General features: G+C 64.0%; 18 protein-coding genes. 13 read left to right on the forward strand and 5 right to left on the reverse strand.

Annotated features, from left to right (window positions below):
* Position 1 precedes the first annotated feature (1 nt).
* Positions 2 to 1,387: an MFS transporter gene (locus RQ865_RS02780; RefSeq protein WP_311477333.1), complete on the forward strand. Its 1,386-nt coding sequence runs from the start codon at positions 2 to 4 to the stop codon at positions 1,385 to 1,387.
* Between the two features lie 11 nt (positions 1,388 to 1,398).
* Here the strand turns inward: RQ865_RS02780 and RQ865_RS02785 are convergent, their stop codons facing one another.
* From RQ865_RS02785 to upp, 3 genes are all read right to left on the reverse strand, one after another.
* Positions 1,399 to 1,851, reverse strand: a complete 453-nt coding sequence (locus RQ865_RS02785; protein WP_311477335.1) for a MarR family winged helix-turn-helix transcriptional regulator — start codon at positions 1,849 to 1,851, stop codon at positions 1,399 to 1,401.
* A 137-nt stretch (positions 1,852 to 1,988) separates the two neighbouring features.
* Complete coding sequence (locus tag RQ865_RS02790; RefSeq protein WP_311477336.1) at positions 1,989 to 2,702, reverse strand: winged helix-turn-helix domain-containing protein; 714 nt, start codon at positions 2,700 to 2,702, stop codon at positions 1,989 to 1,991.
* 389 nt (positions 2,703 to 3,091) lie between these two features.
* Positions 3,092 to 3,727, reverse strand: coding sequence for a uracil phosphoribosyltransferase (upp, locus tag RQ865_RS02795; RefSeq protein WP_311477338.1), 636 nt, complete (start codon positions 3,725 to 3,727; stop codon positions 3,092 to 3,094).
* Positions 3,728 to 3,838: 111 nt separating this feature from the next.
* On the opposite strand from upp, the gene RQ865_RS02800 reads away from it, so the two are divergent.
* Positions 3,839 to 4,297: a nucleoside deaminase gene (locus RQ865_RS02800; RefSeq protein WP_311477340.1), complete on the forward strand. Its 459-nt coding sequence runs from the start codon at positions 3,839 to 3,841 to the stop codon at positions 4,295 to 4,297.
* A gap of 109 nt (positions 4,298 to 4,406) precedes the next feature.
* Here RQ865_RS02800 and RQ865_RS02805 read toward each other — a convergent pair whose 3' ends face one another.
* Positions 4,407 to 4,706 (reverse strand): hypothetical protein, encoded by a 300-nt coding sequence (locus RQ865_RS02805; RefSeq protein WP_311477342.1) that lies wholly within the window; start codon positions 4,704 to 4,706, stop codon positions 4,407 to 4,409.
* A gap of 65 nt (positions 4,707 to 4,771) precedes the next feature.
* Here RQ865_RS02805 and proC point away from each other — a divergent pair, with 65 nt between their 5' ends.
* From proC to RQ865_RS02840, 7 genes are read left to right on the forward strand one after another with little or no spacing between them, the layout of a single operon-like run.
* Positions 4,772 to 5,614: a pyrroline-5-carboxylate reductase gene (gene proC / locus RQ865_RS02810; protein ID WP_311477343.1), complete on the forward strand. Its 843-nt coding sequence runs from the start codon at positions 4,772 to 4,774 to the stop codon at positions 5,612 to 5,614.
* A 41-nt stretch (positions 5,615 to 5,655) separates the two neighbouring features.
* Complete coding sequence (locus tag RQ865_RS02815; RefSeq protein ID WP_311477345.1) at positions 5,656 to 7,131, forward strand: J domain-containing protein; 1,476 nt, start codon at positions 5,656 to 5,658, stop codon at positions 7,129 to 7,131.
* Positions 7,132 to 7,174: 43 nt separating this feature from the next.
* Positions 7,175 to 7,645, forward strand: a complete 471-nt coding sequence (locus RQ865_RS02820; RefSeq protein WP_311477346.1) for an S-ribosylhomocysteine lyase — start codon at positions 7,175 to 7,177, stop codon at positions 7,643 to 7,645.
* Positions 7,642 to 8,364, forward strand: a complete 723-nt coding sequence (gene mtnN, locus RQ865_RS02825) for a 5'-methylthioadenosine/S-adenosylhomocysteine nucleosidase (RefSeq protein ID WP_311477348.1) — start codon at positions 7,642 to 7,644, stop codon at positions 8,362 to 8,364. The genes RQ865_RS02820 and mtnN overlap by 4 nt, the downstream gene beginning before the upstream one ends.
* A gap of 29 nt (positions 8,365 to 8,393) precedes the next feature.
* Positions 8,394 to 8,873 (forward strand): PH domain-containing protein, encoded by a 480-nt coding sequence (locus RQ865_RS02830; RefSeq protein ID WP_311477349.1) that lies wholly within the window; start codon positions 8,394 to 8,396, stop codon positions 8,871 to 8,873.
* Positions 8,870 to 10,834 (forward strand): PH domain-containing protein, encoded by a 1,965-nt coding sequence (locus RQ865_RS02835; protein WP_311477351.1) that lies wholly within the window; start codon positions 8,870 to 8,872, stop codon positions 10,832 to 10,834. The genes RQ865_RS02830 and RQ865_RS02835 overlap by 4 nt, the downstream gene beginning before the upstream one ends.
* On the forward strand, positions 10,831 to 11,541 hold the full coding sequence (locus RQ865_RS02840; protein ID WP_311477353.1) for a Rossmann-like and DUF2520 domain-containing protein: 711 nt from the start codon (positions 10,831 to 10,833) through the stop codon (positions 11,539 to 11,541). Before RQ865_RS02835 ends, RQ865_RS02840 begins: the two co-directional genes overlap by 4 nt.
* 54 nt (positions 11,542 to 11,595) lie before the next feature.
* On the opposite strand, the gene panC is transcribed toward RQ865_RS02840, so the two are convergent.
* Positions 11,596 to 12,450, reverse strand: coding sequence for a pantoate--beta-alanine ligase (panC, locus tag RQ865_RS02845; RefSeq protein WP_311477465.1), 855 nt, complete (start codon positions 12,448 to 12,450; stop codon positions 11,596 to 11,598).
* Between the two features lie 147 nt (positions 12,451 to 12,597).
* Between panC and lysS the strand changes: the two genes are divergently transcribed.
* The 4 genes from lysS to RQ865_RS02865 all read left to right on the forward strand — a co-directional run bounded on the left by lysS (position 12,598) and on the right by RQ865_RS02865 (position 16,957).
* Positions 12,598 to 14,109, forward strand: a complete 1,512-nt coding sequence (lysS, locus tag RQ865_RS02850) for a lysine--tRNA ligase (RefSeq protein WP_311477355.1) — start codon at positions 12,598 to 12,600, stop codon at positions 14,107 to 14,109.
* Positions 14,110 to 14,240: 131 nt separating this feature from the next.
* Positions 14,241 to 14,474, forward strand: a complete 234-nt coding sequence (locus RQ865_RS02855; RefSeq protein ID WP_311477357.1) for a hypothetical protein — start codon at positions 14,241 to 14,243, stop codon at positions 14,472 to 14,474.
* Between the two features lie 26 nt (positions 14,475 to 14,500).
* Entirely contained in the window at positions 14,501 to 15,667 is a 1,167-nt protein-coding gene (locus tag RQ865_RS02860) for a nucleotide sugar dehydrogenase (RefSeq protein WP_311477359.1), read from the forward strand.
* A gap of 120 nt (positions 15,668 to 15,787) precedes the next feature.
* Positions 15,788 to 16,957, forward strand: a complete 1,170-nt coding sequence (locus tag RQ865_RS02865) for a hypothetical protein (RefSeq protein WP_311477362.1) — start codon at positions 15,788 to 15,790, stop codon at positions 16,955 to 16,957.
* Positions 16,958 to 17,027: the final 70 nt, after the last annotated feature.

Here is a 17,027-nt window from a genome sequence, read left to right on the forward strand (position 1 = left end):
CATGTCAACCGCGTCAGGGTCGCCGCAGCTGAGCGACCTCGTCGACAAGAAAAGTCTGCGCAAGAGTGTTGTGGCGGGCTCAATCGGAGTGCTGGTGCACTGGTTCGACTGGGCCGTTTATGCCTATATGGCAAACACGATCTCACATATTTTCTTCCCCGAATCAGATGAAACCGCGGGGCTACTGGCCACATTTGCCGTGTTCGCGGTGTCGTTCTTTGTGCGGCCGCTTGGCGCGCTGATTTTCGGCCGGCTCGGCGACAAACTCGGGCGCAAGCGCACACTGTCGATTGTCATCGTTGCGATGGCGCTGTCGACCCTTGTGCTGGGGCTGTTGCCGGGCTACAACACCATCGGCATCTTTGCGCCGATCCTGCTCGTCATCACTCGTGTGGTGCAGGGCCTCGCAGCTGGCGGTGAGTTCGGTAGCGCGGCCGCCTTCCTCGGCGAGTTTTCACCGGCGAAGCGACGGGGGTTCGGCGTCAGCTGGCTCGAGTTCGGCAGCCTGCTCGGGTTCTTGCTCGCATCCTTCACGGTGTACCTGCTGCACCAGATGTATTCACCGGAAGACATTGAGGGATGGGCATGGCGTATCCCGTTCTTGATTACGGTGCCGCTCGGGCTGATCGGTCTCTACATTCGCCAGCGCATTGAAGACACCCCCGAGTTTGAGCAGCTGCAAGAACTCGAAACCGTCTCGCACGCCCCGGTCAGGGAAGTGTTCGAACGCAACTTCAAGGAGTTCCTCCAAACCTGCGGGATGGAGATCTTCATGAACGTGACGTTCTACGTGGTGCTGGTGTTCTTGCTCACCTACCATGAGGTTTACCTGAAGGTGGATGCGAGCCAGGCGGCACTGCTGTCGACGCTCGCCTCGGCCCTCGGACTGCTCGTCGTGCCGCTGTCGGGAATGGCATCTGACCGCTTGGGGCGCAAACCGGTGCTGATGGCCGCAGCGATCGCCCTGACACTGCTCAGTGTGCCGACATTCATGCTGATGAATATCGGCACCGGCCCGGCGCTGTTTACCTCGACGCTGCTGCTGGCGCTCATGCTGGCGGTTGTGCTCGGCACGCACGCGGTGACAGTGGTGGAGCTCTTCCCAACACGCACGCGGCAGACCGGGCTTTCGATTGCCTACGCGCTGACCGCGGCCCTTTTCGCCGGAACCGCGCCCTATCTGCTCACCTGGCTGATCGACCTCACGGGCATTCTGCTGCTGCCGGGGTTCTTCCTCGTCATAGTCGGCGTCGTGGGTATCGTCACGGTCTGGTCGATTCCAGAGACGCGCGGCACCTCGCTCATCAAAGCGCAAGACCTCGAAACTGCCACCGTTGAGCTGCCCGAAGCGCTGCGTGTGGCGAATCGAGAGGGCCGTGAGCTGTGACCGAAGCGCAGCTACTTCTTGCCCGGCATGAACGGTGCGCGCAGGCGGTCACACAGCTGCTGCAGTGTCGCGAGTTCATCTTTTGAAAGCGCACCACCCACGTGGCGCTCAATGCTGTCGGCGTGAATCCGCCCAACCCGACGGAACTCACTCACCCCGGCTTCAGTGAGCGCCACGATGGTGCTGCGCGCATCAAACTCATCTTCAAACTTTTCGACGAGCCCGCGAGCAACGAACCGGTCGATCAGCCGCGACACCGACGATTGCGTGATCAGCACCGATTCGTTCAGGTCGCGCAGCCGGGTGCGCCGATCGGGGCAGCGCGCGATGTTGTAGAGCACGTCGTACTCGTTGATCGACATGCCGACGCCCGAAAACTCCTGCCGCAACACGCGCATTACCGCAACCTGTGTGCGGAACAGCGACTCCCATGCATCACTGGCTGATGTCGACGCTGCACACATACTCACTCCGCTTCATCCCACCGCGGCGGCACGGCCGCGGTTGCGCACGAACTGTAATTGCTCGGCCGCTTTCAATTTTATCGAGCGGTTGTGGCTCGGGCCACAAATCTTTGCGCCTTCGACAGTGGGAGGTGAGCCTAGAAACGGTCGGGTGACGGTGCCAACGGATGCACCACGCGCACATCCGCGTGACGGTCGAAACGGTAACCACTGCCGCGCACGGTGCGCACAATATCGGCGTAGTCACCGAGCTTCTTGCGCAGCCGACGCACATGCACGTCGATCGTGCGCTCGTGTGGCTGCTCTTCGCTGCGGTCGGTCCACAGCACGTCGATGAGCTCATCGCGGGTGACGGTGCGGCCCTCACGCAGCACGAGCGCCTGCAGCAGCTCGAACTCTTTGTAGGTGAGGTCGGCATTGTCATCGTGCACTAGCACGCGCTTTCGGCTGGTGTCGATTACCACCTTGGTTGCGGCTCGCGGTGAGTCGTTCACCCCGCGGTTACGCACCGAGCGGGCTTCGGCAACGGCCTTCGGTTCTTGAAGCGCCAGGCGCACCAGGTCGATCGGCCTGCCCGAAGCTTCGGCAGGAGCGAGCGCCACAGACGCATAGCTTTCAGCATCTGGGGCCCGCTCGGTGAGCACTTCGCGCAGCGCGTTGACGATCTCGGCGAGTTCGTGATCGTCGCGGGTGTCAAGCCCCACATAGAGCGCGAAACCGCGCGCGGTGGGCGCGGGCTGGCGGGCAGCTGCGGTGTACCCGGTGGCGGGTGCGGCAGTTGCGGTGGGGCGCAGGCGGGGCTGGTCGGTGCGGTGGTGAGGGATCACTGTGGTGCTTTGCGTGAGCGACATGAGAGTTCAGCTTTCGATGATGATGCGGGGCTGCAGCGGGCGATTGCCGGGCTGGAACAGCCGAAAAAACGTGGCCGGGATGATGGCCGTGAAAGCTCGTCTGCGGGTGCAGCGAGATCGGAAACAGCGAGATCGTGTCGGCTGGCGCGAGCGCAGTTGTGCATTTCGTGGTGCCAGCGTCGGCCCGATCGAGACGGGATGCGAGTTAGCGACACATTCGACACACGCACACGCCAGCCATCATCATGCCGGCGCGTCCTGCCACCTCGTGGGCGGTCAAGGGGCGTGCGTTTGTTGCGATCATGAAGTTCATTGTTCAGGATGGCGTGCCGATCGTCAACTCGCAGCTGCGTTTGCGCGCATCCGGCCGTGGCTGCGCGCAGCCCGCGCTAGTCGACCACGCCATAGAGCCGGTCGCCCGCATCCCCGAGCCCGGGCACGATAAATCCGTGTTCGTTGAGGCCCTCGTCGAGCGCGGCGATCAGCACCCGAACATTCGCGTCGGGAAAGCGCTGCCGCATCAGTTCAACACCCTGTGGCGCGGCCACCAGACAGATCGCATTGACCTCGGTGGCGCCGGCATCAAGCAAGAACTGCACGGTGGCCGCGAGCGAACCACCGGTGGCGAGCATCGGGTCGAGCACGAAACACTGCCGGTCGGCAAGGTCTTCGGGCAGCCGCTTCGCGTAGGTCTCGGGCTGCAGCGTTTCTTCGTTGCGGCGGATTCCCACAAACCCCACCTCGCAGTAGGGCATGAGCTTGAGGAAACCGTCGAGCATGCCGAGGCCGGCACGAATAATCGGCACCGCCAGCGGCAGCGGCGCAGCAACGGTCACACCGGTCATCGCGCTCACCGGGGTGCGGATTTCGTGGGGCACCACACGCAGTGAGCGAGTTGCCTCATAGGTGAGCAGATTGACCAGTTCGGCGACGAGCTCGCGGAACATCGACGAGGAGGTGCGCTCATCGCGAAGCAGGGTCATTTTGTGGTCAATCAGCGGATGGTCGGCGACGTGCAGCTCCATAGCACCACTGTAACTTTTCTGGCTGTGGGCAATCCCGCATACGTGAGCGTGAACCTCTACCACTGAACTCACACCAACTACGCTCAAAACAGTGACAAGCGAGGTGAAAACGTGCGCGTTCCCCAAGAACTCGAGCGAGTGATGCGTGAGGCGCTGGCTGAAGCCCACAAAGCTACCGACACCGGCGATCTGCCGATCGGTGCGGTGGTCACCGATCCCGACGGCCAGATCATCGGCCGCGGCCGGAATGTGCGCCAGGCAAATCACGACCCCACCGGGCACGCCGAAGTGGTGGCGCTGCGGGCGGCAGCCGACACCCTCGGCACCTCACGCCTCGATGGCTGCACCCTGTTCGTCACCCTCGAACCGTGCGCCATGTGCGCGGGCGCCGCCCTCACAGCTCGGGTATCACGCATCGTGTTCGGGGCGTGGGATGAAAAAGCCGGCGCGGTTGGTTCGCAATATGACCTCGTGCGCGACCGCCGACTGCCGCAGCACGCCGAGGTAGTTGCCGGAGTGCTCGAGGCTGAATGTGCCGCGCCGCTACGCGAGTTTTTCGGACGCGACTAGCCCGCCGAAGCACTAGCCCGCCGAAGCACTAGCCCGCCGAGGCAAAGAGTAGCGCCATCACATCCGGTGGCGACTGGGGCCGGGGGCGAGTCGTCAAAAGGCGGTAGGTCTAATCCCAGCCGCGGAAAACAATCGCCTCGGTTGACACCGACGAGCGGTCGGGGCCGATGACATCGGGCTCAACGAACACCGCACGAACATCCGGGGCGGCGCTGCGCACCCGGTGGCGCACATCGGCAATAACCGGCGGCAGCGCATCAACATCGGCAATGTGGGTGAGCGCCACCCGCACGCCAATCACGTCAACCTGACCGTCGATTTCGGTGGTGCGCACCTCAAGAATCTCAGAAACGTGCACGCTCTCGAGCAGTGCGGTGCGCACTGCCTCCGCCAGAATGGAATTGGTCATGATGATCTCCTCGCCGCGGGGATGGCTCCCCTCAAGCATACGACGCACACCCTAGACTCAGAGCCGTGAAGAAACTTGCGAACCTCGCCATGATCGGTGTGGGAAATATGAGCGGGGCCGTGCTGGCGCGGCTGCTCGAATCTCCCGCTGCACCGGGCGAACCCGTGCGGATCACCACCCGCTCACAAGCATCGGCAGCGCGCTACGAACAAGACACGCGAGTGCGTGCCCAGGCGGTCGAAACAAACCCGGCAGCAAACCGCGAGGCATGCCGTGATGCGTCGGTGGTGCTGCTCGGGGTGAAGCCGCAGCAACTGCACGATCTACTCGCCGAACTCACCGAAACAATCGCACCGGGCACCGTGGTGATCTCGGTGGCTGCCGGGGTAGAGACTGCCGCGATCGAGTCGCGACTTGCCGCCGGAGTGCGCGTGGTGCGCGCCATGCCAAACACCCCAGCCACCGTTGGTCTCGGCGTCACGGGTATCGCCGCGGGTGCCAGCGCAGATGCAGCAGCGCTCGAAATTGCCCGCACGCTATTCGCCGCGGTGGGCGAGGTCATTGAGGTGCCCGAGTCGCAGATCCCGGCAATCGGCGCGATCAGCGGCAGCGGCCCCGGTCACGTTTTCTTGCTCATCGAGCAGATGATTGACGCGGCGATGCGCTCGGGCTTCGACCGCGAAACGGCCACCAAGATGGTGGTGCAAACCTTTGCGGGTTCGGTTGCGCTGCTGCGTAACGAACCCGAAACCGATGTGGCAACGCATCGCCGCCGGGTAATGAGCCCGCAGGGCACCACCGAGCAGTCGATTGCGGTGCTGCAAGACGCCAACCTTGCCGAGCTTTTCGCCGAGGCGTTTGCAGCGAATATGCGCCGCAGCAGCGAACTTGCCGAGCAGCTGCGCTAACCAGCCCCAACCCGAGCCCATCTCAACCCAGCAGGTACCGCATGAAACTCCGCTCGACTGACTATCCCGAAAACCTCTACCGGGTGCTCGGGGTTGAACCGGGCGCATCCGAAGACGAGATTCGCCGAGCCGGCCGAATCAAACAGCGCGAAACCCACCCCGACCTCGGCGGCACTCCGGAAGCCTTTATGCGGGTGCGGCTGGCAGTAGAAGTGCTCACCGATCCGCGTCGCCGCGCCGCGCACGATGCCTGGCTGGCAACCACCTCGGGCCAGGCGATGTCGGCCCGACGTATCCCCGGGCCGCGACTGCGCCAGCAACAGCGCCGACCGCGACCGGCCGCAACCCCCACCAGCCCCGCCCAGCCGTCGGCGCGGCACACCGCCGCTGGCACCGATATGCCAGTGTTCGACCGCATCCCGAAACCCGCACCGCAGCTGCGCAAAATGTCGTGGTATCGCCAAACGTGGCAGCACCCGGTAGAGGTGTGGCCCGCAGCGCGCACGGCGGCGCCGCCGGTGACGCCGCGCGAACTGGCCACTGCGGGCCCGTTCGTGCTCGCGTCGGTGCTGGCGGTGCTGACGCTGGCAATTCCCGCATCGCCACTGTTTACGGTGTGGTGGCCAGTCGCGCTGTTGCTGGTGCTGCTCGGCATGGTGTGGCTGTGGCTGTGCGGCGATGCGCGCCCGCAGTCGGTGGTATCGACAGTGCTCTGGATATTCGTGGCCGGTGTTTCACTTTCGGCCGCGGCGTCGTTTTTCGACGCGATGCTCGGAATCTTTACCGGCCCCGACACCACCACCGGGGTGGGGATCGCTCGCGCGTTGATCGCACTGGTGGTGCTGGCACTCGCGGTGCTTGCCTGGTGGGGGCTGCAACCGCGCGTGAAACGGACGCAGTTTGAGCGGCTGCTGATGCGCATCGCCGACGAATCGGCACCAGCGGCCGATGAAGCAACGCGAGTGTATGGCAGCCCCGGTGCCACGGCGATGACGTGTACGCAGCCGGGCGTGCATCCGCTGCGGCGGCAGTGCGCCGAGCAAGTTGCGGGCGAGGCGCTGGATGCATTGCTGCGGCTTCCCGGGGCACGGATCGTGCACGGTCTGCGGATTCCCGGCGCCGATGAGCAGGTGGCAACGATTTCACACGCGGTGGTGGCCGGTCGCCGGATCGCGTTCATCGACGGTGAACTGCGGGCACCGGCGCACTACGCGCTGGATGCGCGCGGTTCGATCACCCGCGACGGGGTGCCCGCATCGACAGCGTCAGAATTTCCCCACCGGGTGGAGCGGCTGCGCGAGTATTTCGGTGATGTGGCCGAGGTGCGCGGGTGGCTCGTGCTGGTGCCCGAACGGGCGGGTGAGTTTACAGTGGATAACTCGCGTACCTGGCCGCGTGTGCGGTTGGCGAGCGTAGAGTCGATGCTGCGCGAGGTAGGCGACTGGCTTGCAACCGATGGGAACTCGCTCGACCGGCTGCTGCTGCGGGATCTACTCGATTTGCGGGTAGAGCCGTAGTGGGCGGCAGCTGCCGCGCAGTTTGGCAACGTAGGCTGGCGGCATGCCGAGCCGTATGAATGTCGAATCGTTCAACCTTGACCACCGCATGGTGACAGCCCCCTATGTGCGGGTTGCCGACCGTAAAACCCTGCCCGGTGGCGACACCCTCGTGAAGTATGACGTGCGTTTTACGCAGCCGAATCTCGCGCATCTGCCCACCGAAGTGATTCACTCGATTGAGCACCTCGTTGCCGAACACATGCGCAATCACACCGATCGGCTCATTGATTTTTCACCGATGGGTTGCCGCACCGGTTTTTATGCGCTGATGCTTGAGGTTGAGCCCGACGAGTTTGAGCAGCTGCTTGAAACCACGCTGCGCGATGTGTTGCAGGCCACCGAGGTGCCGGCAGCGAACGAGGTGCAGTGCGGCTGGGGTGTGCACCACACCCTCGAGGGGGCGCAGTCGGCGGTGCGTGAGTTTTTGGCTGCGCGTGACGAATGGGCGCAGGTGTTCGGAGAGCACGCGTGACAGTTGTCATTCAGGTGGCGATGCCCGCCGAGGCGGCACCGTTCATTGCGGCAGCCGAAAACAGCGCGCCTATTGTGTGCCCGCTAGCGGGGGTTGCAGCGCGGCGGCTGCGGCTCGCGGGCCGTGATGTGGTGCTGGTTACCAGTGGAATTGGCCTGGTGGCTGCGGCTGCAACCGCCACCTGGGCGGTGCTGACCTTCGCGCCCCGGGCGGTAATTTCTGCGGGCACGGCCGGTGGGCTTTCGCGCTCGAGCCGAGTGGGGGATGTGGCAGTTGGTCTCGACTACAGTTACGGCACTGCGGATGCCACCGAGTTTGGCTATGAGCGCGGGCAGGTTCCGGGGCAGCCGGTGCGGTTTACCGCATCCGATGTGCTGTTGGACGCGCTGGATGCGCGCGGTCGCGAGCCCGGTAGCCGTGAAGAGCGTGACGGTAGCGGCACGCTGTACGGCCGCATCCTCTCGGGCGATACGTTCGTGACCGCCCGCAATGTGGCCGACACCCGCGAGGCGTTCGCCGACGCGGTGGCCACCGATATGGAGTCGTGTGCGATTGCGCAGGTGTGCCGGGTGTTCGAGGTGCCGTTTGTGTCGGTGCGCGGGGTGAGTGATCTGTGCGGGCCCGAGGCGGGGGTTGATCATCATCTCAGCGTTGCTGCGACATCACAACGTTCGGCGGATGCAGTGCTCGCCTGTATCGGGAAGATTGAAAGTAGTTAAGACAGCGAACCCAATAAGAGGAATTTCTCGTGACCAAGCTTGAGTTACCGCAGGTGCAGTGGCACCGAATCTCACCGCGACATATAGCCGTGTCACTGGTGAGTAATGTCATTTGGCTGTTGGTGTGCCTTGTCGCCACGGTCGTGATCTGGGTGCTGGCTGACGGACTATGGTGGCTGATTACAGCCTGGATGGTTGTGGTGAGCATCGTGGAAGTGGCGATGGTGGTGCCTCGAAACCGGGCGATTGGCTATGCGGTTCGTGAAGATGACCTACTGGTGCGTCGTGGCGTGATGTTCAACAGCATGACCGCGGTTCCTTACGGCCGGATGCAAACAGTTTCGATGCATCGCGGACCGATTGATCGGATGCTTGGGCTCGCGTCGCTGCGGATGTCGACCGCCTCAGCTGGGGCGTCGGTGTCGATTCCCGGGCTGCCGCTGGCCGAAGCGGAGCGGCTGCGTGACCACCTGATTCGGGTGGCAGAAACTCGGCGGGCCGGCCTATGAGCTGGACGCCTCCACCGCAGGGGCCGCAGCAGCCCGGCCCACAATCGCAGTGGCCGCCCCAACCCGGCCCGCAGCACCCGCAGCACTGGCAGCAACCGCAACCGCCGCAGCACAATCCCTATCAACAGCCGCGCACGACCGAACTCGCCGACGGCGAGTGGCACCGGCTGCATCCGCTGACCCCGTTGCTGGCTGTGCTCAACCTGCTGGGCGGGGTGCTGGTCTTGGTGCCCCTGATTGGTGTGTCGCTGGCGGGTGTCGTGATTGGTAACGACCCCGACTCGCCACGGCTTGGGATTAGCCCCAGCACGTATTTCTTGCTGTTGGGGATCATCGTGCTGGCGATTTGTGTGCTCGGCGCGGTTGGTATTGTGCTCGGCTACCGTGCCACCGAGTTCAGGGTGACTGACGAGGTGCTTGAGCTTCGCTGCGGTGTGTTTTCGCGCCATCTCTTGCAGGCACGTCTCGACCGGCTGCAATCGGTCAATATCAATCGGCCGCTGGGCGCACGGATGATGGGGCTCTCTCATGTTGCAACCTCCGGTGCATCCGACTCGAGCGAGGTGCAACTGAGGTACCTCGGTCAGGCAGATGCCGAGGCACTGCGCGATGAGATGCTGCGGCGAGCATCTGGTGCGAAGCGGCGCAAGCGTGCCGAACAAGCTGTGGTTCAGCAGACGGTGCCGAACGGCACGCCGGATACACATCCGCAGCCAGGCGTTGGCCGGCCGCCCGGCGTCGGCCAGACTCCCGGCCTCGCTCCCCAGCAGCCCGCGACCCCTCCCCAACCGGCCCCGCGGCGGCGCACACTCGCCGACTTTGTTGACGCAGTGGTGGAAGATTTCAGCGGCTCGTTCGCCTCGATGGGTGCCAGTAGCCCGACCATTGTCACCGTGCCCGCGAGCCGATTGGCCGGGGCTGAGATGCTGAAATTTGTGGGCGCCGCGCTGATTGTGCTCATCATCGCGGGTAAGCTCTGGGCCGTTTTGGGAGTGCTCTCGGCAACCCAGGGGGTTTTTCTTGATCACATCAGAATCGACTCGCGGATAATCAACATCGCTGGTGCGATCGTGACCATAGGTCTGCCGCTCATGATTCTGATGGTGGGTGTGCTCGCTTCGCTGGCATTGATACCTGCAAACATGCGGTATTCGATTGCCGGCACACCGGACGGTCTGCGAGTTGGGAAGGGGCTACTCACCACCAATAGCGACACTATCGCGCCGGGACGCATCCACGCCGTTGAGATTCAGCAGCGGTTCTGGTGGCGAATGTTGGGTTGGTATCGCGTCAGTATCAACCGTGCCGATGTCGCGGTCGTGGCGAGCCAAAACAGCGACTCCAGCCAGGTTTCGCGCACGGTGCTGCTGCCGCTCGGCAAGTTTGACGATGTGATTCGGGTGCTATCGGTGGCGATGCCCATGCAGTTTGGCCAGCACACCCCGCAGCTTGTGCGCGATCTGTTCGCGGCAAAACCACCCAAGCAGCTGCGCGTGACACCGGCTCGTGCCTGGTTTTTGGCGCCGTTCGCGTGGCAGCGCAACGCCATGCTGGTTGATCGCGGTGTGGTGTATCTGCGCCGTGGCCGATTGCAGCGTCGCGTGTCAATGATCCCTGCCGAACGGATGCAGGGGCTCACGATCGCTGACGGCCCATGGCGCCGGCTGGCGGGTGCCGCAAGCCTCAGCATCGGCACCGTGGTGGGGCCGGTGTTGACTGGGCAGCGGCTTGTGGCGAGGGCACAGGCGCTGCAGCTTTTTGAGCAGCTTTCGCAGCTCGCTATCCGGGCGGCACAGGTTGACCGCTCGCACCGCTGGGCAGAAGCGGGTGCCCGGATGCTCGTGCAGGTGGCGCAGCTGCAATTGCAGGATGCGCATGCCGCCGGTGCGGCACCCGACCCGCGGGCGGTGGCGATTACCCGCGCCGCGGACGAGTATCAGCGCCAGCAGGGGCAGCAATGAGCATGAACCGAGATGGTCGCCTCGGGGTTGGCGTGGTTGGTAACGACCTGTTCGGCCCGGTTTTTGCGGCCGGGCTGGCGGCTGCCGGACACTCGCTGATTGGCGTGGCGGTGACGGATGCTGCCGCGGCTGATCGTGTCGAGGCGCTGCTGCCGGGCGCCCCACAGCTGAGCGCCGAGCAGGTGACCGAGCGCAGCGAACTCGTGGTGCTCGCCGAACCGGCTGAAACGCTCGAGGCGCGCGTTACCGAACTCACCGAAGCCGGTGCGTGGGTGCCCGGCCAGCTCGTGGTGCACACCGCCGCACAGTACGGCACGGCCCTGCTGGGCGAAGCGCTCAACCGCGGCGTGATTCCGCTGGCTATTCATCCCGCGATCGATGTCACCGGCACCTCGATCGACCTGGTTCGACTCAAAGAGGGCTGGTGCGGGGTGACCGCACCCCGCCCGGTGCTGCCGATCGCGCAGGCCCTGGTGGTGGAGCTCGGCGCCGAACCGGTGGTGATTGACGAGGGTGACCGCGCGATCTATGCCGAAGCGATCGCCACAGCCACTTCGTTCACCCGCTCGATCGTGCAGCAGGCCACCGGCCTGCTCGCCTCGATCGGGGTGGAATCGCCGGGTTTTGTGCTTTCGAGCCTCGTGCGATCGGCCGCCGACAACGCGCTGATCGCGGCGCAAGAGCCGATCGAACCGCCCAGCGAGTAGCGCGACTCGGTGCTGTTAGCGCGGCGCCGAAGGGCTTGCCTGGGTGGGGCTCGCTCAGAACCGCACCTCGCAGTTATCGATCAGTCGCGTGGTGCCCACGCGCGCGGCCGTCAGCACCAGCGCATCCCCGCGAAAGTCTGGGCCAGCGGGGGCGAAAGTTGCCGCATCCACTGCCACCAGGTAGTCGACCGTCACCGTCGGTTCGGATGCAAACACCGCGCGCCCGGCGTCGAGCGCCGCCGCAACCCCGCCACCAGCCGCAGCCGCCACCGCCGCCAGTGCGCGTGAAAGCACCACGGCCCGCTCACGGTCTGCTCCCGACAGGTAGGCATTGCGGCTCGAACGCGCAAGCCTGTCGGGCTCGCGGACGATCGGTGCGGCAACAATCCGCAGCGGCAGGTTGAGATCGGCAACCATCCGACGCACGAGCGCCAGCTGCTGCGCATCCTTCTGCCCAAAAACCGCAATATCGGGCTGCACAATCGAAAAAAGCTTCGCCACCACCGTGAGCACACCATCAAAGTGGGTGGGGCGAAACTCACCCTCGAGGATGCGGCCGGCTTCGCCCGCGGTCACCATCGTGGTGGTGGGCCAATTCGGGTACATTTGCTCGACGCTCGGCGCAAACACCCAGTCGACACCGGCTTTTTCGAGCAGCTGCACATCGGCTTCGAGCTGCCGCGGATAGGCGTCAAAGTCTTCGCTGGGCCCGAACTGCAGCGGGTTCACGAAAATCGAGACGGCCACGCGGTCGGCGTGCTGGTGCGCGAGCTGCACGAGCGCGAGATGCCCGTCGTGCAGCGCCCCCATAGTTGGTACGAGCGCAACGGTTTGACCCGCGCGGGCGTCGAGAGCGAGCGCCGAACGAGCGGCGTCAATGGTCTGCAGCACAGTGGTCACGCAGAGCATCGTACGCCCCGGCCCCGCAATCAGCGGCATCTGGCCGCCTCGCCTACGATAGATCGAGTGACGCGGCGCGGCGGGCTTGCTGCCCGCATCCCATTGCCGCGAAGAAAGCTTCAACCCGTTACCACCACACGAGCAAGGAGACCGGCAATGGCCGAAACCCCCGAGAACGCAACCCTGAATGCCGCCGAAGTTTCGGAGCAGAAACAGGTGCGACTCGACAAGCGTGAGCGGATGCTCGCCGAGGGGCTCACTCCCTACCCGCTGACGCTGCCGATTACCGCCACCATCACCGACATCGTGGCGAAGTACGGTGGGCGCGAGCTTGGCATCGATTTTGCCTCGGGTGAGGTTGTTGGTGTGGCTGGTCGCATCGTGCATCTGCGCAACACCGGCAAGCTCTGCTTCGCGGCGCTGCAGGCAGGTGACGGCTCGCGCATCCAGGTGATGATTTCGCTCGCCAAGGTGGGTGAAGCAGCACTGGCCAAATGGAAAGAGTTTGTTGACCTCGGCGACCAGGTGTTCGTTTCGGGTGAGGTGATCACCTCGCGTCGCGGCGAACTGTCGATCATGGCCGAACAGTGGCAGATGGCTTCGAAGGCGCTGCGGCCGCTGCCGACCCTGCACAGCGACCTCAACGAAGAAACTCGCGTGCGGCAGCGCTACCTCGACCTCATCACCCGGGATGCGGCGCGTCAGATGGTGCGCACCCGCGCCAAGATGAATGCCTCGCTGCGTGCCACTTTCGCGGCACACGACTTCGTTGAGGTAGAAACTCCGATGCTGCAGGTGATGCACGGCGGTGCCGCCGCCCGCCCGTTCGTCACCCACTCGAACGCGTTCGACACCGAGCTCTACCTGCGTATCGCGCCCGAGCTCTATCTCAAGCGGGCCCTGGTGGGTGGTCTCGACCGGGTGTTTGAAATCAATCGCAACTTCCGCAACGAGGGTGCCGATTCGACCCACTCGCCCGAGTTCGCGATGCTTGAGGCATACCAGGCCTACGGCGACTACAACACCATCGCCGATCTCACCCAAGAGCTCGTGCAGAACGCGGCCGCCGCGGTATCACCCGATGGCTCGCATCGCGTGGTGTGGGCTGACGGCACCGAGTATGACTTCGGCGGCAACTGGCAGCGCATCTCGATGTACGAGTCGCTCTCAGCGGCGGCCGGCCGCGAAATCACTCCCGAGACCTCGGTCGATGAGCTCGTGGCGCTCGCCGACGCCGAGGGCGTGGAGGTGCACTTGCCGAACCACGGCAAGCTCGTCGAAGAGCTGTGGGAGCACTTCGTGAAGGGCGGGCTTGATCGTCCCACCTTCGTGATCGACTTCCCGGTTGAAACGTCGCCGCTCACAGCCGCACACCGCTCGAAGCCGGGCGTGGTAGAGAAGTGGGATCTGTATGTGCGCGGTTTTGAACTGGCAACGGGATATTCGGAGCTCATCGACCCGGTTGACCAGCGCGAACGCTTTGTTGAGCAGGCCAAAGAAGCCGCGCGCGGGGATGCTGAGGCGATGCGCCTCGACGAAGATTTCCTCGCCGCCCTCGAGCACGGTATGCCCCCGGCCGGTGGTATGGGCATGGGCATCGACCGCCTGCTGATGGGCCTCACCGGCCTCGGCATCCGCGAGACGGTGCTTTTCCCGCTCGTCAAATAACGAGCGGGACGAAATGGCACAGTCCGTTGGTGAAGTAGTCACCAACGGCGACAGGATGGCACAGCCCGCTGGTGACGTAACCTCCCCGCATCCCGCCGCGAGCCGGCTTGCCGCGTAGACTAGAACTCACAATGATCGAAAACTGGTGGCTGAACGCACTGTGGTCGGTGACTCCGACCATCGTTATCGGTGCCCTTTTTGGGCTCATTATTTATGCCGCGCTCAACGCTGACCGCAAGGCGCGAGTCGAACGCAGCCGCGTCGAACAAGAAGAGCGTGCCAGGTTCGCTGCCGAACGTGCAGCCAAAACCCAACACCTCGACTCGACCCCGGCCGACCCCGCCGCCGAGTCAAACAGCAACTAGCCAGCGCGACGAACACGAGGAAAAGCATGAAGATTGCCGTTATCGGTCTCGGGTATGTGGGCGTCGCGAACGCGGTGCTGCTTGCACAATCACACGAAGTGGTTGCGGTTGATGTGCAGCAATCGCGCGTGGATGCAGTGAACGAGCGTCGCGCTCCGGTTGCCGACGACCTGGTCACCCAGTATCTGGCCAACAAGCAGCTCAATCTGCGCGGCACACTCGACTTCACCGAGGCAGTCACCGGCGCCGACTATGTGGTGGTGGCTACCCCCACCGACTACGACGAGGTCACCGACTCGTTCAACACCTCCACCGTTGAAGCGGTGCTGCAGCAGGTGGCCGAATCGGGTGAACGCCCCACCGTGGTGATCAAATCGACCATCCCGATCGGTTTCACCACCCAAATGTCGCAGCGCCACCCCGAGCTGAACATCCTGTTCAGCCCCGAGTTCTTGCGCGAGGGTAAAGCCCTCTACGACAACCTGCATCCGAGCCGCATCGTTGTTGCCGGCGACCGTGAGAAGGCCGCCGAGTTCGCCGAGCTGCTGCACGCCGAATCGCTCGACCCGAACACTCGCGTGCTCATCACCGGCACCACCGAAGCCGAAGCCATCAAACTGTTCTCGAACACCTACCTGGCCATGCGCGTTGCCTATTTCAACGAGCTCGACACCTACGCGCGCCGCAACAACCTCGATGCCCGCGAGATCATCGACGGGGTGGGCCTCGACCCGCGCATCGGCAGCCACTACAACAATCCGAGCTTCGGCTACGGCGGCTACTGTCTGCCGAAAGACACCAAGCAGCTGCTGGCAAACTACCGTGACATCCCGCAGCGCATGATGACCGCCATCGTCGAATCGAATACCGAACGCATCCGATTCATCGCCGACGATATTCAACGCCTGCAACCGAAACAGGTGGGGGTGTGCCGCCTGGCCATGAAATCCGGCAGCGACAACTTCCGCAGCTCGGCCGTGCTGGCGGTGGTGGATGCGCTGGTTGCCGCCGGCGTCAACGTCAAAATCTACGAACCCACCGCATCCGGTAACGAATCGTTCGCGCAGCTACTCGAACCCGACTTCGACCGTTTCGTTAACGAATCGGATGTGATTATCACCAACCGCGTCGACGAAGAACTCAAACCCCACCTCGACAAGGTCTATTCGCGCGATATTTTCGGGCGCGACTAGACTGCCGCGCGGACACACCTCCCATTCGGGAGGTATTGACCGAAAACTCAGCCGATACTCCAACAACTTTCCTACCCTGATCGAGTCCCAACGCCGGTAACGATCAGGGAGGGGAAGCGGATGCGACGAATCGTTGCGCTCGCTGCCTCACTATTGCTGGCGGCTACGGTAAGCGCGTGCACCACCACCGAACCGGTTTCGCCCGAGGCGGTGGGTGCGTTCGACACCTACACCGACAACATCCGCTCAATCTCGGGCGTCGAAAACGTGTCGGTCGACACCTCACCACAGCGTCGGCGAGCACATCTCGAGGTGACGGTGTCAGCGCAGATCGACACCGCTGAACTCAACGAGATCGGCGACCGGGCACTCGCCTTCGTCGACGAGGCACAGCGCCACAACTTCACCGCATCAACACCGCAGATTCACCTCGGCGACTCGACCTACTCATACTTCGAGGATCTCGCGCCCGAACAACTGCAACAGCAGCTCGCATACTGGCACGAACTGTGCAATAGCGGCGCGGTGCGCGTGAACTTCTCGGCCTATCGAGCAAGCGGCAACGGCGCATCCGAACCCCCCATCGACACCCAGCAGCACCACGAAACGCAACCGGATGCAAGCAGCCAACCCCACACCCGCGCGCACGCACCCCAAGCACCGCCGCCACGCTATATCGGCGTGAAGCTACCGAGCGACGCAGTCGATGCGCAACAGGATGCCATCCGAGCCATCGAACGGGCACACGACCCAGGCGCGCAAACCGGCCAGTGGGGAGTGGTTGGGCTCGCGTCACAAATGCGCGTCGACTATGTCAGCCCCGAGTTCCCCGGTGCGCAGGCACTGGCAGCCGACGCCCAGCTCGGGCAGATCTTCGCCGACGCGCCGGGGCTGGCGAGCATCCAGTTGCGGCACACCACCGAACCGGTGGCGAAAACCGAGCTGCAGGTGTTCGCCTTCGACCCAGCCATGGACGCGCTGCAACCAGAGCTCGCGCAGCAAACGTTTCTCGACTCGCCAGCATCCGGCACAGTCGACGATGCCATCCGGCTGCTCGAACAGCTGCCGGTCAGCAACTACACCCTGCAATTTGTGTCGAGCCCAATGTCAAACGGCGAAAACTTCAGCCTCGTCGTAGACGTCGCCGGCTGCAGTTTCGCAAGCGGCGAAGAATGGCACGAACTGCGCGAACGATACGGCCAAACCTGGCTGCAACACGCGCATCCGTCGCGGTTTCGGGATGCATCCGCCACCTGCCAGGTGAACGACAACCCGCTGCCCGGCCACTAGTGCCACCGATACCGTCACGCCGACGGCGAACAGGGGCGAGAAACGGGTCACCCGCCCACTACCCTCGAAT

The organism is uncultured Gulosibacter sp. (genome assembly GCF_963509965.1).
In the GTDB taxonomy this organism is placed as follows: Bacteria; Actinomycetota; Actinomycetes; order Actinomycetales; family Microbacteriaceae; genus Gulosibacter.

Coding starts and splice junctions, on each gene's coding strand:
- RQ865_RS02860 (WP_311477359.1), top strand. CDS start 14,501: ATGAAGATTGCCGTTATCGGTCTCGGGTATGTGGGCGTCGCGAACGCG.
- RQ865_RS02855 (WP_311477357.1), top strand. CDS start 14,241: ATGATCGAAAACTGGTGGCTGAACGCACTGTGGTCGGTGACTCCGACC.
- RQ865_RS02815 (WP_311477345.1), top strand. CDS start 5,656: ATGAAACTCCGCTCGACTGACTATCCCGAAAACCTCTACCGGGTGCTC.
- RQ865_RS02780 (WP_311477333.1), top strand. CDS start 2: ATGTCAACCGCGTCAGGGTCGCCGCAGCTGAGCGACCTCGTCGACAAG.
- RQ865_RS02820 (WP_311477346.1), top strand. CDS start 7,175: ATGCCGAGCCGTATGAATGTCGAATCGTTCAACCTTGACCACCGCATG.
- upp (WP_311477338.1), bottom strand. CDS start 3,727: ATGGAGCTGCACGTCGCCGACCATCCGCTGATTGACCACAAAATGACC.
- RQ865_RS02840 (WP_311477353.1), top strand. CDS start 10,831: ATGAGCATGAACCGAGATGGTCGCCTCGGGGTTGGCGTGGTTGGTAAC.
- RQ865_RS02790 (WP_311477336.1), bottom strand. CDS start 2,702: ATGTCGCTCACGCAAAGCACCACAGTGATCCCTCACCACCGCACCGAC.
- RQ865_RS02865 (WP_311477362.1), top strand. CDS start 15,788: ATGCGACGAATCGTTGCGCTCGCTGCCTCACTATTGCTGGCGGCTACG.
- RQ865_RS02785 (WP_311477335.1), bottom strand. CDS start 1,851: ATGTGTGCAGCGTCGACATCAGCCAGTGATGCATGGGAGTCGCTGTTC.
- panC (WP_311477465.1), bottom strand. CDS start 12,450: ATGCTCTGCGTGACCACTGTGCTGCAGACCATTGACGCCGCTCGTTCG.
- RQ865_RS02835 (WP_311477351.1), top strand. CDS start 8,870: ATGAGCTGGACGCCTCCACCGCAGGGGCCGCAGCAGCCCGGCCCACAA.
- RQ865_RS02805 (WP_311477342.1), bottom strand. CDS start 4,706: ATGACCAATTCCATTCTGGCGGAGGCAGTGCGCACCGCACTGCTCGAG.
- lysS (WP_311477355.1), top strand. CDS start 12,598: ATGGCCGAAACCCCCGAGAACGCAACCCTGAATGCCGCCGAAGTTTCG.